The organism is Flavobacterium palustre (assembly GCF_014639535.1).
Taxonomy (GTDB): domain Bacteria; phylum Bacteroidota; class Bacteroidia; order Flavobacteriales; family Flavobacteriaceae; genus Flavobacterium; species Flavobacterium palustre.
Genome location: NZ_BMGA01000008.1, coordinates 196,383 through 212,168, shown reverse-complemented (window position 1 = coordinate 212,168; position 15,786 = coordinate 196,383). Strand labels below are relative to the sequence as shown.

The 15,786-nt window shown below is 33.6% G+C and carries 13 protein-coding genes; 9 read left to right on the top strand and 4 right to left on the bottom strand.

What is annotated here, in order from left to right:
- Nucleotides 1–174: 174 nt before the first annotated feature.
- The 9 genes from IEV84_RS14455 (at nucleotide 175) to IEV84_RS14415 (ending at nucleotide 11,810) form a co-directional block, all read left to right on the top strand.
- Complete coding sequence (locus IEV84_RS14455) at nucleotides 175–2,340, top strand: alpha-glucuronidase family glycosyl hydrolase (RefSeq protein WP_188495149.1); 2,166 nt, start codon at nucleotides 175–177, stop codon at nucleotides 2,338–2,340.
- 15 nt (nucleotides 2,341–2,355) lie between these two features.
- Nucleotides 2,356–5,256: a glycosyl hydrolase 115 family protein gene (locus tag IEV84_RS14450; RefSeq protein WP_188495147.1), complete on the top strand. Its 2,901-nt coding sequence runs from the start codon at nucleotides 2,356–2,358 to the stop codon at nucleotides 5,254–5,256.
- A gap of 16 nt (nucleotides 5,257–5,272) precedes the next feature.
- Nucleotides 5,273–6,391, top strand: coding sequence for an endo-1,4-beta-xylanase (locus IEV84_RS14445; protein WP_188495145.1), 1,119 nt, complete (start codon nucleotides 5,273–5,275; stop codon nucleotides 6,389–6,391).
- A gap of 154 nt (nucleotides 6,392–6,545) precedes the next feature.
- Nucleotides 6,546–7,982, top strand: coding sequence for an MFS transporter (locus IEV84_RS14440; protein WP_188495143.1), 1,437 nt, complete (start codon nucleotides 6,546–6,548; stop codon nucleotides 7,980–7,982).
- Nucleotides 7,983–7,997: 15 nt separating this feature from the next.
- A complete protein-coding gene (locus tag IEV84_RS14435; RefSeq protein WP_188495141.1) occupies nucleotides 7,998–9,017 on the top strand; it encodes a glycoside hydrolase family 43 protein in 1,020 nt (339 codons plus the stop codon).
- A gap of 205 nt (nucleotides 9,018–9,222) precedes the next feature.
- Nucleotides 9,223–9,678, top strand: coding sequence for a pantetheine-phosphate adenylyltransferase (gene coaD / locus IEV84_RS14430; RefSeq protein WP_188495139.1), 456 nt, complete (start codon nucleotides 9,223–9,225; stop codon nucleotides 9,676–9,678).
- 525 nt (nucleotides 9,679–10,203) lie between these two features.
- Nucleotides 10,204–10,728, top strand: a complete 525-nt coding sequence (locus IEV84_RS14425; RefSeq protein WP_188495137.1) for a TetR/AcrR family transcriptional regulator — start codon at nucleotides 10,204–10,206, stop codon at nucleotides 10,726–10,728.
- A 12-nt stretch (nucleotides 10,729–10,740) separates the two neighbouring features.
- Nucleotides 10,741–11,151, top strand: coding sequence for a nuclear transport factor 2 family protein (locus IEV84_RS14420; protein WP_188495135.1), 411 nt, complete (start codon nucleotides 10,741–10,743; stop codon nucleotides 11,149–11,151).
- A 149-nt stretch (nucleotides 11,152–11,300) separates the two neighbouring features.
- Nucleotides 11,301–11,810, top strand: a complete 510-nt coding sequence (locus tag IEV84_RS14415) for an HPP family protein (RefSeq protein ID WP_188495133.1) — start codon at nucleotides 11,301–11,303, stop codon at nucleotides 11,808–11,810.
- 4 nt (nucleotides 11,811–11,814) lie between these two features.
- Here IEV84_RS14415 and IEV84_RS14410 read toward each other — a convergent pair whose 3' ends face one another.
- From IEV84_RS14410 to IEV84_RS14395, 4 genes are all read right to left on the bottom strand, one after another.
- Nucleotides 11,815–12,363 (bottom strand): chlorite dismutase family protein, encoded by a 549-nt coding sequence (locus tag IEV84_RS14410; RefSeq protein ID WP_188495131.1) that lies wholly within the window; start codon nucleotides 12,361–12,363, stop codon nucleotides 11,815–11,817.
- Nucleotides 12,364–12,466: 103 nt separating this feature from the next.
- Nucleotides 12,467–13,273, bottom strand: a complete 807-nt coding sequence (locus tag IEV84_RS14405; RefSeq protein ID WP_188495130.1) for an ABC transporter ATP-binding protein — start codon at nucleotides 13,271–13,273, stop codon at nucleotides 12,467–12,469.
- A 103-nt stretch (nucleotides 13,274–13,376) separates the two neighbouring features.
- Nucleotides 13,377–14,264, bottom strand: coding sequence for a nitrate ABC transporter permease (ntrB, locus tag IEV84_RS14400; RefSeq protein WP_188495128.1), 888 nt, complete (start codon nucleotides 14,262–14,264; stop codon nucleotides 13,377–13,379).
- Nucleotides 14,265–14,382: 118 nt separating this feature from the next.
- Complete coding sequence (locus IEV84_RS14395; RefSeq protein WP_229732698.1) at nucleotides 14,383–15,618, bottom strand: CmpA/NrtA family ABC transporter substrate-binding protein; 1,236 nt, start codon at nucleotides 15,616–15,618, stop codon at nucleotides 14,383–14,385.
- Nucleotides 15,619–15,786 lie beyond the last annotated feature (168 nt).

The following is a 15,786-nucleotide window of genomic DNA, read 5'->3' as shown; positions in this document are numbered from 1 at the left end:
AAATCAAATTCTAAAAAAAATGACTTAAAATTTTTTTCTTCAAAAACAAAACTATACTTTTACGCAACCGATTGCAAATATAAATGTATTTATTCTGATTCATTATTATCAAATATTCTTTTTTTATTAAAATAATACAGAATATAAACAAAAATAAGCTACAGTAAAAGACACATGAAACTTAAAAACATTCAATCAATATTCTATATCATTATTATTTATGCTATGTCTTTTACGGCAACTGCACAAAAAGATTATAAATTATGGTTGCAATACGAGTCTAAAACTGATCGTGAAATTATAACTAAATACCTGAATACAATTCAGGGAATTGAAATATTAGGGAGTTCGGAAACCTTAAAAGTTGCCTTAGCAGAACTTGAGCTTGGACTTGAAAATATGCTAGGTAAAAAAATTACTCATCCTACTGATAATGAACAAAATAATTTAATAGTAATAGGAAATAAATCATCCCTACCCCTTACCCTTCAGGAAAATTTGAAATCAGAATTTGAAAAAGTCAGCAAAGACGGTTTCATAATAAAAACCATTACCAGTAAAGGCAAAAAAAATATAGTAATCACCGGAAAAAATGATGTGGCTGTTTTATATGGAGTTTTCAATTTTTTAAGACTAATTCAAACCAATAAATCAATAGAAAACCTAAACATTATTGATTCGCCTAAAATAGATGTAAGAATATTAAATCATTGGGACAATTTAGACGGAACAATAGAAAGAGGTTACGCTGGTTTTTCATTATGGAATTGGCACAAACTACCCGATTTTATTGACCAGCGTTACATAGATTATGCGCGTGCAAATGCTTCTATTGGTATAAACGGAACCGTACTAAATAATGTGAATGCCAATGCACTCATATTAACACCGCAATATTTAGAAAAAGTTCAGGCTTTAGCAACAGCTTTCAGACCTTATGGATTGAAAGTATATTTAACGGCACGTTTTTCTGCTCCTATAGAAATTGGAGGATTGAAAACTGCTGATCCATTAAATGCAGATGTAATCAATTGGTGGAAAAACAAAGCAGCAGAAATTTATGCCCGAATTCCTAATTTTGGGGGATTCTTAGTAAAGGCAAATTCTGAAGGACAGCCAGGACCCCAAAATTATAATCGCAATCATGTTGATGGCGCCAATATGCTTGCCGATGCAGTAGCTCCTTTTGGCGGAATCGTCATGTGGCGTGCTTTTGTTTATTCAGAACATGATGCCGACGACAGAGCCAAACAAGCCTATAGTGAGTTTGTCCCTTATGATGGGAAATTTAGAGACAATGTAATTGTTCAGGTAAAAAATGGAGCGATAGATTTTCAACCCAGAGAGCCTTTTCATCCGCTATTTGGAGCCATGCCAAAAACCAACACTATGATGGAGTTCCAAATCACTCAGGAATATTTAGGTTTTAGTACGCATTTAGTTTATTTGCCTAAATTATATCAGGAAGTATTAGAATCAGACACCTATAGAAAAAGCAAAGGTGCTACTGTTGCCAAAGTAATTGATGGTTCTTTATACAACAATAAAATTACAGGAATTGCCGGAGTAGCTAATATTGGAAATGACTTAAACTGGACAGGACATCCTTTTGCGCAAGCCAATTGGTATGGCTTTGGAAGATTAGCCTGGAATCCTTATCTGGATTCAGAAATCATTGCCGATGAATGGTTAAAAAGCACTTTTTCTAATGATGAAAATTTTGTCAAACCAGTTAAAGAAATGATGTTACAATCCAGAGAAGCTGTTGTAAACTATATGACTCCGTTAGGATTACATCACATCATGGACACAGGTCATCATTATGGCCCGGGACCTTGGGTTGGCAATTTATCAAGACCTGAATGGAATCCCACTTATTATCATAAAGCCGATACTAAAGGAATCGGATTTGACCGCTCTAAAACCGGAAGCAATGCTACAGCTCAATATGCTCCTGAAGTAGCTAAATTATTTGACGATGTAACAACTTGTCCTGAAAAAGACTTGCTATGGTTTCATCATCTGTCCTGGGATTATAAATTAAAGAATGGTCAATCGCTTTGGGACGGAATAGCTTTAAAATATCAGGAAGGAGTTGATGAAGTTGCTTCAATGAATGCAACCTGGAATAAAATGACAAATTATATTGATAAGGAGCGATTTAAAGAAGTTCAAATGCTTTTAAATATTCAAAATAAAGAAGCTAAATGGTGGCGTGATGCCTGCCTGTTGTATTTTCAACAATTTTCAGGAAAAGAGCTACCCAAAGGAGTCGAAAAACCAACTCAATCTCTGGAATATTTTAAATCCTTAAAATTCCCATTTGCACCCGGTAATTAATAAAAATTAAATCAAATGCAGTTAATTAAGAAACACTTTTACCTACTCTTATCCAACTTTTTACTTGTCCTGTCAAGTAGCAATGGCTATGCTGTAAACCCAACAAAATATGTAACCAGTAAATCTTCTTCTGAAAATTTTGCTTTGGCAACAAAAGGCCAAATAGCTTCATTATTAATTAGTAATAATGATTTTTCAGGCGTTATAAAAGTTGTTGGACATCTTCAAAATGACATCAATACAGTTACTGGCTTAATGCCAAAACTTTTCAAAGATCAAATAAATTCAGAAGAAAATGTCGTAATCATAGGTACATTAGGAAAAAGCTCCATAATTGACCAATTAGCTAAAGAAGGCAAAATCAACGCCTCACTTTTACAAGGTAAATGGGAAAAATTCACAACTCAAATTGTAGAAAATCCAATTAAGGGGGTTAAAAGAGCCTTAGTAATTGCAGGGTCTGATAAAAGAGGAACTATTTATGGTATTTATGATCTTTCAAACCAAATTGGTGTTTCTCCATGGGCATTTTGGGCGGATGTTCCTGCAAAAAAACAGTCAGAATTACATATCCTCCCTGGAATTCATTCTTTAGGAGAACCTAAAGTAAAATACCGTGGAATTTTCATTAATGATGAAGCTCCTGCCCTTACTGGTTGGGTTCGTCAAAACTATGGAAAATTTAATGCTAAATTCTATGAGAAAGTATTTGAATTAATCCTTAGAATGAAAGGAAATTATTTATGGCCAGCCATGTGGAGCGAAAAATTTTACGCTGATGATCCCCAAAACGGAATTCTGGCTGACGAATACGGAATTGTTATGGGAACCTCACACCACGAACCACTGGCGAAAGCACATGGCGAATGGAATAAATCCGTAAATGGTGAATGGGATTTTAATAAAAATCCTGAAGGTTTAAAAAAATTCTGGACAGACGGAGTTAAAAGAATGGGAAATAAAGAAACACTGCTAACCATTGGAATGAGAGGCGATGGCGATGAACCCATGACAGAAGGAACTGCTATTGAACTTTTAGAAAACATTGTTAAAACGCAACGTGAAATCATAAGCACAATTACTCAAAAACCTGCCGAAAAAATACCTCAAATGTGGGCTCTATACAAAGAAGTTCAAGAGTATTATGACAAAGGAATGCAGGTTCCTGATGATGTCACTTTATTATTATGTGATGACAATTGGGGAAATCTAAGAAAATTACCGGCATTAGATGCAAAACCCAGAAAAGGAGGTTATGGTATTTACTATCATTTTGACTATGTAGGAGGACCTCGAAGTTACAAATGGATCAATACTTACCAAATTGAACGCACTTGGGAACAAATGCACTTAGCCTATGAACATGGAGTAAATCAAATTTGGATTGTAAATGTGGGTGATATAAAACCCTTAGAATTCCCTATCGAATTCTTCTTAGATTATGCCTGGAATCCGGAATATTGGAACGAAAGTAATCTAAGCGATTATTACAATCAATGGGCTGCAACTAATTTTGGAGGACAAAATACCGAAGACATTGCTACTCTTTTAAAGATGTATTCCAAATACAATGCTAGTAGAAAACCTGAACAATTGGATTCTTCTACCTATAGTTTAATCCATTATAATGAAGCCGAAAATGTAGTTTCAAATTACAATAAATTGGTTCAGAAAGCACAGGAAATTAATGCTCAGCTCAAACCAGAATACAAAGATGCCTTTTATCAATTGCTCTTATACCCTATTTTGGCAAGTGCAAACCTAAATGAATTGTATGTTACGACAGCAAAAAACAATTTATATGCTAATCAGGGAAGAGCTGCAACCAATGAATATGCTGAAAAAGTAAAAGAATTATTTAACAAAGACGCGGAACTTTCGACCTATTATAATAAAACAATGGCGAATGGGAAATGGAATCACATGATGTCGCAAACTCATATTGGATATACCAATTGGCAGGATCCAAGAACAAATATTATTCCTAAAACAAAAACTATTGAAGTTCCTGTAAAAGCTGAATTAGGAGTTGCAATTGAAGGGGCATCAAATTGGTGGCCAAATACAACCGAAAAAGCAGTATTACCAAGCTTTAATTCTTCTGAAAACAGCACTTCTTATATTGATATTTTCAACAGAGGAACCACTCCTTTTTATTTCAAAATCAAATCCAAATCAAATTGGATAAAGTTATCTAAATCAAAAGTAAGTATTGATAAACAAGAAAGAATCACAGTAAATATAGATTGGGAAAAAGCACCTCAGGGAAGTCATACCGAAATTGTGACTATTTCAGGAGCTGGAAAAAAAATAGCTGTTGCTATCAAAACCAATAATACTGAAATAACTACTGAGAAAGGTTTTGTTGAAAACAATGGATTTATAGCTATAAAAGCCGTACATTTTTCAAATAAATCCGAACCAGATTCATTCCAGTGGAAAGTTGTTGATAATTTAGGAAAAACTGACGGAGCCGTAATTTCATTACCAATAAAAAAAGGAAGAGTAGAATTGAATGAGAATTCGCCTAAACTATCGTATGATGTACATTTTAAAAACGCAGGAACAGTAAAGGTTCATTTGCATTTCTCTCCTACTATTAACTATTCTACAAGAGAAGGTATGTATTATGGATTATCATTTGACAACGAAAAACCTGTTAAAATAAATTATGCTTCAGACCCAATTATATTTGATTATAATGGTAAGGTGACTAAGAATTGGGACAAAGATGTAACCGAGAATATCAAAGTTATTACTACTGAATTAAAAATTGATAAACCGGGAAATCATACGCTGAATTATTATCGGGTTGATGAAGGTTTAGTTCTTCAAAAAATCATTATAGAAACTGAAAAAAGCGAATTAAAAACAACTAAACTGGGTCCTCCTGAAAGTTCAAACATCAAAAATTAATCAAAAAATATAGACCATGAAATCGACCAAACCTTTTCTACTATTTTTCTCGGCTGTAATTACACTGAGCAGCTGTACCGCTATAAGTCAAAAAAAAGCGAACCAAAGCTCACTTAAAGATGCCTATAAAAATGATTTTTATATCGGTACTGCATTAGATATTAATCAAATAGAAGAAAAAGATGCTAAAACAACCCAACTAATTGCTAAAGAATTCAACAGCATCACACCCGAAAACATCATGAAATCGATGTTTCTTCAACCCGAAGAAAATAAGTTTGATTTCAATGTGAGTGATAAATATGTGGCTTTTGGACAGAAACACAACATGTTCATTCATGGACACACTCTTGTATGGCATAGCCAATTAGCACCTTGGATGACAAAAATAAAAGACAGTGCAAGCATGGCTAATATGATGACAAATCATATTACAACTGTAGTGAAAAGGTACAAAGGAAAAATCGATTCCTGGGATGTGGTAAATGAAGCATTGAATGAAGATGGAACATTACGAAAATCAGTCTTTTTAAAAACCTACGGAAAGGAATTCCTAACACTGGCTTTTAAAACAGCTGAAAAGGCTGATTCAAAAGTAGATTTATATTACAATGATTACAATCTATGCAATGCTAAAAAAAGACAAGGAGCTGTTGAACTTGTAAAAAATCTTCAAAAAAGTGGAGCTAAAATTGATGGCATTGGAGAACAGGGACATTGGCATTTAGATACACCAACACTTGAAGAAATAGAAAAAACAATTCTGGATTTTTCTGCTCTTGGAATAAAAGTGGCTTTTTCAGAATTAGACATCTCTGTACTTCCTAGTCCTTATGGATTACAAGGCGCTGAAATAAGCCAAAGATTTGAAAATAATGAAAAGATGAATCCTTATCCAAAATCTTTACCGGATTCAATGCAGGTTAAATTAGCTCAACGTTATGCCGATATTTTTAAATTATTCTTAAAACATAAAGATAAAATAAGCAGAGTAACATTTTGGGGAGTCAACGATACTCAGTCCTGGCTAAATGATTTTCCAATTAAAGGAAGAACCGATTATCCACTATTATTTGACGCTGATTTAAAATCTAAAAAAGCCTATTTCAGTGTTTTAGACATTAAGAACAATTAAACATAATTCTCTAAAACAGATAAAAAAACGCTAATTTCTTGTTTTAAGCAATTTTTTATATACTTTTACACAACCGATTGTTTAAGTTGGAAGTTCTTAATACAAATACGCTAAAAATTATCTTGAAGATAAATACACTATTAAACCACACCTAATGAATTCAACCACCGAAAAACTATCCATAAAAGAAAAAATTGGATACAGTTTAGGAGACCTTGCCGCAAATTTGGTTTTCCAAACCCTGATGACCTATCTCGCGTATTTCTATACCGACATATATGGTTTATCAGCAAAAGATTCATCCATAATCATGCTGGTAGTAGGGCTTATAGCGGCTTTTATATTCAATCCAATTATTGGAGCTATAGCCGACAGAACTTCAACTAAATGGGGAAAATTTCGTCCCTGGATATTATTTACATCAATTCCTTTAGGTATTATTGCTTTATTAGCCTTTACTACTCCTAATTTCTCTTATCAGGGAAAAGTTATTTATGCTGTAGCAACATATACATTGCTTTTACTTTTTTACGCCAGCAATAATTTACCCTATTCAGCACTTAGCGGTGTTATTACAGGAGAAATGAAAGAGCGTAATAGTTTGTCATCCTATCGTTTTGTTGCTGTAATGTTTGCCCAATTTTTTGTACAGGTTTTCATGCTTGGCATTATTAAAACGGCAGGTAATGGCGATAAAGCTATTGGTATCGAAAAAGTAATGACTGTATTAGCAATAATTGGAACAATAATGCTCATCATTACCTTTTTGACAACTAAAGAGCGTATTATCCCTAAACCGGAACAAAAATCAAGTTTGAAAGAAGATTTAGGTGATTTATTAAAAAATAAGCCTTGGGTAATCATGCTAACACTAACCACTTTGGTTTTTGTAACCCTGGCAATGAAAGGTGGAGCTTACGTTTATTATTTTGAAAATTATGTAAACAAAGAGCAGTTAACTCTATTTGTACAACCATTACTAGATTGTTTTAATTCAATGGGAATTAATCCTTTTGGAGAAGACCCTATCTCAGCAGGATTTGGATTATTTAATGCTGGAGGAATTATTTTCATGATTGTGGGAATTACATTTTCAAAAAAATTGGCCGACAAATACGGTAAAAGAGATGTTTTCAGACTTTTTTTGTTAGTATCAACACTTTTTATAATAGCTTTTTATTTCTACTCTCCTGAATCCATTATTTTAATATTTGTATCTCAAATTCTACATGGCTTTTTCTACGGAATTACCATCCCTATTTTATGGGCAATGATAGCCGATGTAGCCGATTATTCAGAATGGAAAAATAACCGACGTGCCACTGCTATTATATTTTCAGCTATGATGGTGGGATTAAAAGCGGGATTAAGTATTGGAGGTTCATTAACAACTTGGTTTCTAAGCTATTTTAACTACACTCCTAATTCAATTACCCAACAAGATAGTGCGATAAACGGAATAAAATTATTGATAAGCATTTTCCCTGCTATTCCATTTTTAATTGGTGTAGGAATACTTTTTTTCTATGAAATCAATAAAAAAATGGAGCTGGAAATTGAAAGCGAATTAAAAGAAAGAAGACAACAATAAATAATGCAATAAGTTATGCCTGAGAATAGTATAGAACAAATTGATTTTGCCGAATTAAATAAAAAAGCAATTTCACAACCCTTAATAAATCATATATATACTGCCGATCCATCTGCTCATGTTTTTGATGGTAAAATTTACATTTATCCTTCACATGATATTGATGCCGGAATTCCTTTTAATGACAATGGAGACCATTTTGGGATGGAAGATTACCATGTTATTTCAATGGACTCTATTGATTCAGAAGCTAAAGACAATGGAGTAGCCTTACACGTAGATGACGTGCCATGGGCTGAAAGACAAATGTGGGCTCCGGATGCTGCACATAAAGAGGGTAAATACTATTTGTATTTTCCGGCAAAAGCACATGACGGTATTTTTAAAATAGGCGTAGCCATAAGCGATTCTCCTATTGGCCCATTCATTCCTGAACCGGAAGCAATTGCAGGAAGTTATAGCATTGACCCAGCCATTTTTGAAGATGAAGATGGTAAATATTACATCTATTTTGGTGGCATATGGGGAGGCCAACTTCAAAAATACCGAAACAATATTTATTCAGAAATAAATGAAGAACCTCATGCTGATAAAAAAGCTTTAGGCCCTATTGTTGCCCAACTTTCCGAGGATATGAAACAATTTGCCGAAGAACCTAAAGAAATCCTTATTCTGGATGAAAACGGCAAACCCTTATTGGCCGGAGATCATGACCGCCGATTTTTTGAAGCCTCCTGGGTGCATAAATACAATGGAAAATATTACTTTTCATACTCAACAGGAGACACACATTTTATTTGCTATGCCACTGGAGACAATCCTTACGGACCATTTACCTACAAAGGACGAATCTTAAACCCTGTAGTTGGCTGGACAACACACCATTCTATATGTGAATACAAAGGTAAATGGTATTTATTTTACCATGACTCGAGCTTATCTGAAGGAGTTACCCATCTGAGGTCAATAAAAGTTGCCGAGATAAATTATAATGAAGATGGTACGATTGTTCCTTTAAACCCGTACAAAAATTAATGGTATAGCACTCTTAATAGTAAAAACACTCCAAATCTTAAAGAAAATAATTCGAGATTTAGTTCGTTTTAAAAACAAGACAGGAAAAGAGATTAAACAATCTTTTGTCCTGTTTTTTTTATCTAGAAAACTGAAGTTACAAAACAAGAAACTTACTCCTGAAAATCTTTGTAACTTAGCAGCTCAGAATCTTAAATACTCTAACATGAGAAAAGCCATATTTCCGGGGTCATTCGACCCAATTACCTTAGGTCATGAAGACATTATCAAAAGAGGAATTCCGCTTTTTGATGAAATTGTTATTGCTATCGGGGTGAATGCCGAAAAAAAATACATGTTTCCTCTGGAAGAAAGAAAACGTTTTATTGAAGAAACTTTTAAAGACGAACCAAAGATTTCTGTTATTACTTATGAAGGCTTAACCATTGATTTGTGCAAAAAAATCAACGCTAATTTTATTCTTCGCGGTTTGCGCAATCCTGCCGACTTTGAATTCGAAAAAGCCATAGCACACACCAACAGGGAGCTGTCAAAAATAGAAACTGTATTTTTATTAACCGCAGCCAGCACTTCATACATCAGTTCCAGCATCGTAAGAGATGTTCTTCGAAATGGTGGAGAATATGAATTATTAGTTCCTAAAGCTGTCAGAACGAAGTAAGTTGGGAGCCGGAAGTTAGAAGCTGGAAGAGTGGAATTAAAAATTAAACTTTAATTAATCGAATATCTACTTCCTTTTCCACATAATTCCATTCTTCAGTTTTTCTAAGTTTATACAATAATTCCTCAAAAGCTTCTTCATCAGAAGGTGCAAATTCGAACCAGGTTAAAAAATCAAAAACTTCACCTATATCCCGACTATGGAATAATTTTCGGGCAATGGCATGCTAAGTATCTTAAATCTTATTGCTTCTCGTTATCAATAGGCTACTACTTAAATGAATGATAATTCGTTGCATTTATAAAAACAATTCCTAAATAGATTTGATTTACAATCTTTTCTTTTCTTAAAAAAAATAAATACGAATACAGATTGCTTACGATTACTTCTCCCTCCTATTAATAGTACTTTTTAGACGTTGTAAAGCTGATTTTTAAAACTTTTCAAAAAAAAATCAACAAAAAAAACGAACAGACTTGTCTGTATGTTTTATTTTTTATACATTTGATAAAAAATAAAGAACTGATGAGTGCACCAAGAGAAAGAATACTAGAAAAAGCTTCTGTTTTATTTCATCAACAAGGTTACAACAGTACCGGAATTAACCAAATTATAAGTGAGGCTAATGTTGCGAAAGCCAGCTTTTACCAGCATTTTAAATCTAAGGATGACTTATGTATTGAGTTTCTAAATAGAAGACATGAATATTGGTTTAGTAAGCTTGTAGATTTCACTTCAAAATCAAAAAAACAAAAAGAAAAAATTGTAAGTGCATTTGACTTTATCATACAAATGAACGAGAGAGAAAATTTCAGAGGTTGCAGTTTTCTTAATATTTTATCCGAAATATCAAAAGAACAAGAAAGTATTCTTAGAGTAATTCAATCACACAAAAATGATTTGAGAGTATTCTTTAATCAGCTAATAAAGGATGAATTATTGGCGACACATATTTATATTCTATTTGAAGGTTCTATTATAGAAAGTCAATTGTTTCAGTCAAACGAAATTGTAAACAAATCAATAGCAATAGTAAAAAGTATAATTTAAATTAATAACAAAATGGAACAGAAACACCCACTTCCTCCTTTTACGTTGGAAACCGCAAAGCAGAAAATTCAAATGGCTGAAGATGCCTGGAACTCACAAAACCCAGAGAAAGTTTCATTAGCCTATACCATTGACAGCGAATGGAGAAATCGAAGTACTTTTGTCAATGGAAGAGAAGAAATTGTAAAATTCTTAACCGACAAATGGAAAAGAGAATTGAATTACAAACTCAAAAAAGAGTATTGGTCGCATTCAGAAAATAGAATCGCTGTCAGATTTGAATATGAGTATCAAACCAAAGATGGAAAATGGTTTAGAGCTTATGGAAATGAAAACTGGGAGTTTGATGAAAATGGCTTGATGAAGAAAAGATATGCAAATATAAATGACTTAGAAATAAATGAGTCTGAAAGATATTTATAAAACAGAAGGCAGTTGTAATATATTAATATTGTGCAACTTAAAAACACAAACAAACCTCTATAAACTAAAAAAAAGAGGTTTGTTACCAAAACAGGGAGTATCTCAAAACATACAATTAAAAAGGAACTAAAAAAATCAATTCCAGTAAAATGAAAAATTACATTATCAAATTTAAAACTGCTGATACAAGCCCTAAACCAGTAACAGTTAAATTTTCAGTTTATTCAGCACTCGGTGGCTTTATAGCGATTACAATACTAGCTTTTCTTACAAAGAATCTCCAGATGCCTTTTATTATGGCACCATTTGGAGCTACCTGCGTACTGGCTTTTGGTGTGCCCGATAGCCCTTTAGCACAACCCCGAAATATCATTGGCGGACACTTGATTTCTACATTCATAGGGCTTTGCTGCTTTTTCTTATTTGGCAACCAATGGTACACGCTTGCTTTAGGTGTTGGATTAGCTATAGGAACAATGCAACTGACCAAAACAACACATCCACCTGCAGGTGCGGACCCTTTAGTTGTTATATTAGGTGCTTGTCATTGGGATTTTTTATTAAACCCTGTTTTATCTGGTTCTGTGATTATAACGATTATCGCTTTATTGTTTAATAATATCAGCCCTTACAGGAAATACCCAAAATATTGGCTATAAACATTTAAACTTTAATTAGTCGAATATCTACTTCCCTTTCCACATAATTCCATTCTTCTGTTTTTCGAAGTTTATACAATAGTTCCTCAAAAGCTTCTTCATCAGAAGGAGCAAATTCGAACCAGGTTAAAAAATCAAACACTTCACCTATATCCCGACTATGGAATAATTTTCGGGCAATGGCAGGTAAATATTGAAGTCCGGTATGGGTATGCCTGGAACTTTCTTCCATGATTTTTCTTCTTTCATCCTGAGCGAGATTCCACCACTCAGCCGATTTTCGCAACGGAATAAATGCGGCATGAGTAGCTAATGGTCGGCCTAAATCTTCCTGAATAGCTATTAATTGTTCTTTTTCGGCTTTTTCGGTGTATCTCAAATTACTAATTACACCTTTTAGAGTCCAAATTCCACTATTATTATGAGCAAGAGAACTTACAACCTTATTAATATGAGTTATCTCGGGCAAATCATCCCCTCTTAAGGTGGCTACTTTTATCACTTTCCAGTCTCCTGTTGTTCCGCCAACAAAATCAAAAACGGTATTATTCATTTAACATCATTTTAATTACACATTAAAAACTAATCGATACTATTGAAAAATCCCTATTGTCAGGACCACAATAGGGATTAAAAAACAAACAAAACAAATTAAACTAATTTTTATATTTCATTCCCATGTCTTCAATTGAGAAATGATCTGTTAATAAGTGTAATAACTTATCTCTCAACTCAATATATTCGGGCATTTTTACAATTTCAATTTTGTTTCTTGGTCTTGGCAAATGCACTTCAACAATTTCTTTTATCGTTGAAGATGGGCCATTGTTCAAAACAATAATCCTGTCTGATAAAAACAAAGCTTCTTCAATATCGTGTGTAATCATTACAATGGTTTTTTCACGATTATCCAAATTCCACAATTTCAAAACTTCTAATTGCATCGAACCTTTAGTCAACGCGTCCAAAGCTCCAAAAGGCTCGTCCATTAATAAAACTCCCGGATTAATAGCAAAGGCACGGGCAATAGCCACTCTTTGTTTCATTCCTCCTGAAAGCTGTCCCGGTAACTTGTCTTTATGTTCGAATAAATTAACCATTTTAAGGTTTTTTTCAACAATGTCCTGTTTTTCAGAAGCAGTACCTTCCATAACTGAATCCACTACCTGATAAATGTTTTGATAAACAGTTAACCAAGGTAAAAGAGAGTAGTTTTGAAAAACAATTCCTCGATCAGGTCCCGGTCCTTTAATATTTTGATTGTTTAATACTACCGAACCGGCTGATGGTGTCAACATTCCCGCAATAGCATTTAAGATGGTGGATTTTCCACAACCGGAATGTCCAATAATTGATATGATTTCGCCTTTTTTAATTGATAAATTAATATCTCTTACGGCTGTATATTTCCCTTTTGGTGTTGGAAACGAAATTTCCAAATCTTTGATTTCTAAATAACTCATGATATTTCGATTTTAGATTGTAGACTTTTGATATTAGATTTTAGATTTTGGCTCTGATTTTCAGACTTAGTATCTTAACTACTCAGAACCTTAGCGCCTTTCCTTAAGCTTTGTAAGCCACTTTGTTTTCTATGTAAGTAAATAATTTGTCAAAAAGTAATCCCACTATACCAATGATAATAATGGCTGATATTACTTTTTCAAGACTTAGTGCATTCCAACTGTCCCATACAAAAAATCCAATACCGGCTCCTCCGGATAACATTTCACCTGCAACAATTACCAACCAGGCCACACTAATACTCAAACGTAAACCGGTAATAATATGAGGTAAACTAAACGGTATTAAAATTTTTGTCAGGTATCTCATTTTAGAAAATCCAAATGCTTTGGCAACATTTTTATGATCCTGTGGTAAAGAAGCAATACCAAAAGAAGTATTAATTAATGTTGACCATAATGACGTAATAAATACAATAAAAATTGTTGCTAATCCGGTGTCTTTGAATACAACTAACCCAATAGGAAACCAGGCTAACGGTGAAACCGGCTTTAAAAGTTGTACAATAGGGTAAAAAAGTTGTTTACAAACAGTACTTGCTCCCATTAATATCCCTACAGGAATAGCTACCAATGAGCCTAAAAAGAAACCTAATAATACGGTTTTTATAGAGTTAAATAATTGCAATCCGATTCCTTTGTCGTTAGGACCGTAATCATAAAAAGGATCGCTAATCATTTCATATAAAACCGTTAATGTTGCGATTGGAGTAGGTAAAGCACCTGTAGTTAAACTACTTACTAATTCCCAAACGCCTCCAAATATAATTAATCCTAATGCGGCCAAAAAACCTGATTTTGATTTTTCTATAAGTTTTTCAGTTAATAAACTTAATTTTTCGTTTTTGCCTTCTTTACTCTGAGAAGTGGCTACCGAAGCTGCTTTTACCTCCTCATAAGTTCCTACTGCTACTATTTCTCTTTCTGACATAATTCAATCTTTTTTAGTTTAACTTCCTTGTAATGCTTTTTTTGCTTTGTTTTATTATGTGTACTTTTTTTTATCAAACATCCCTCCCTTTCAAGAGGGATGATTGACTATGCTTTTTTTATTTTTTAACTACTTTAAGATAAGCTGCCGGATTTAAAGGATTAAAAACCGTTTTATCCATTGTAAGTGAAAATGGTTTCATATCATCTGCAGGTACTTTTACTTTCATACTTGCCGCTACTTCTTTGTACAAATCCTGTAGAATTAATTTATCGGCTATCGCTTTGTAATTTGGCGCTTCTTTCAAATATCCAAATCTAACAAACTGTGCCATTGCCCAAATAGCATGTGATTTACGGGGAAAATTAACCATCCCTCCTTTATGAAAAACCATTTGGTCTCCTTTGTAGATTTTTTGTCCCAGCTTACAACCCAAGTTGTATTCTCCATTTAAACGATCTTGGATAACATCATTGTTAGCATTTACATAAGGAGCTTTTCCAATAATGTCAGCTGTTTTTTTACGATTTGCAGGAACATCCAGCCAAATACAAGCTTCCATTACTGCTTTCATTACTTTTTTAAGATCCTCTCTTCTTTTAGCACTAAAATCTTTATTTACTACCAATGCTTTTTCCGGATGATCTTTCCAGATGTCCTGAGTAGCAATTTGTGTAAATCCAATTCCCTGCATAGCAGCAACTCCTCCCCACGGCTCACCAACACAGAATCCATCCATGTTACCCACTTTCATATTAGCCACCATTTGCGGAGGCGGGATAGTAATAATTTTAGATGTTTTTTGATTTACTCCGGCTGAAGCTAACCAGTTACGAAGCCACAAATCATGTGTTCCTCCTGGAAAAGTCATCGCAAAAGTCACTTCTTTTTCAGCTTTTAACTTAGCTGCTACTACCGGTGCCACTTTAGCCATATCTTTAAATCCTACCTTTCCGCAAAAATCATTTGATAATGTAATAGCCTGTCCGTTTGAGTTAAGCATCATAGCAATTTTCATTTCTGATCCGGCCTTACCTCCTACTCCTGTATAAACTGAAAAAGGCATCGAATACAAACAGTGTGCTCCGTCTAATTCTCCTGTCAATATTTTATCTCTAACATTAGCCCATGAAGACTCTTTTGTTACTACCACATTCACACCATATTTTTTAAATAAACCTAATTCTTTAGCCATTACAATAGGCGAACAATCCGTTAAAGGAATAAATCCTAATTTTATTGGTTCTCCACCCTGCGCGTTTGTTTTCATTGCAGATAAAGAAAACACGGTTACTATAGCCGCTAATAAGACTCTTGAAAAGAACTTTGCTGTTTTTTGAGTTGATTTTTCCATTTTTACAATTTTAATTATTTATGTTTTGTATGAAGCAAATCTACGTAAGTATTAATACTTAAAAACCATCTAAAAACCAGTCAAAAACAACTTTTTAAAACAGTAAACCGAAGATTAAAAATCATTTAAAATCTTGCCAAAACGCAAAAAACAACAAAAAACATCCGT

Bases quoted from the DNA above. Each gene is read 5' to 3' on its own strand.
- IEV84_RS14455 (WP_188495149.1), top strand. From the start codon at position 175: ATGAAACTTAAAAACATTCAATCAATATTCTATATCATTATTATTTAT.
- IEV84_RS14450 (WP_188495147.1), top strand. From the start codon at position 2,356: ATGCAGTTAATTAAGAAACACTTTTACCTACTCTTATCCAACTTTTTA.
- IEV84_RS14445 (WP_188495145.1), top strand. From the start codon at position 5,273: ATGAAATCGACCAAACCTTTTCTACTATTTTTCTCGGCTGTAATTACA.
- IEV84_RS14440 (WP_188495143.1), top strand. From the start codon at position 6,546: ATGAATTCAACCACCGAAAAACTATCCATAAAAGAAAAAATTGGATAC.
- IEV84_RS14435 (WP_188495141.1), top strand. From the start codon at position 7,998: ATGCCTGAGAATAGTATAGAACAAATTGATTTTGCCGAATTAAATAAA.
- coaD (WP_188495139.1), top strand. From the start codon at position 9,223: ATGAGAAAAGCCATATTTCCGGGGTCATTCGACCCAATTACCTTAGGT.
- IEV84_RS14425 (WP_188495137.1), top strand. From the start codon at position 10,204: ATGAGTGCACCAAGAGAAAGAATACTAGAAAAAGCTTCTGTTTTATTT.
- IEV84_RS14420 (WP_188495135.1), top strand. From the start codon at position 10,741: ATGGAACAGAAACACCCACTTCCTCCTTTTACGTTGGAAACCGCAAAG.
- IEV84_RS14415 (WP_188495133.1), top strand. From the start codon at position 11,301: ATGAAAAATTACATTATCAAATTTAAAACTGCTGATACAAGCCCTAAA.
- IEV84_RS14410 (WP_188495131.1), bottom strand. From the start codon at position 12,363: ATGAATAATACCGTTTTTGATTTTGTTGGCGGAACAACAGGAGACTGG.
- IEV84_RS14405 (WP_188495130.1), bottom strand. From the start codon at position 13,273: ATGAGTTATTTAGAAATCAAAGATTTGGAAATTTCGTTTCCAACACCA.
- ntrB (WP_188495128.1), bottom strand. From the start codon at position 14,264: ATGTCAGAAAGAGAAATAGTAGCAGTAGGAACTTATGAGGAGGTAAAA.
- IEV84_RS14395 (WP_229732698.1), bottom strand. From the start codon at position 15,618: ATGGAAAAATCAACTCAAAAAACAGCAAAGTTCTTTTCAAGAGTCTTA.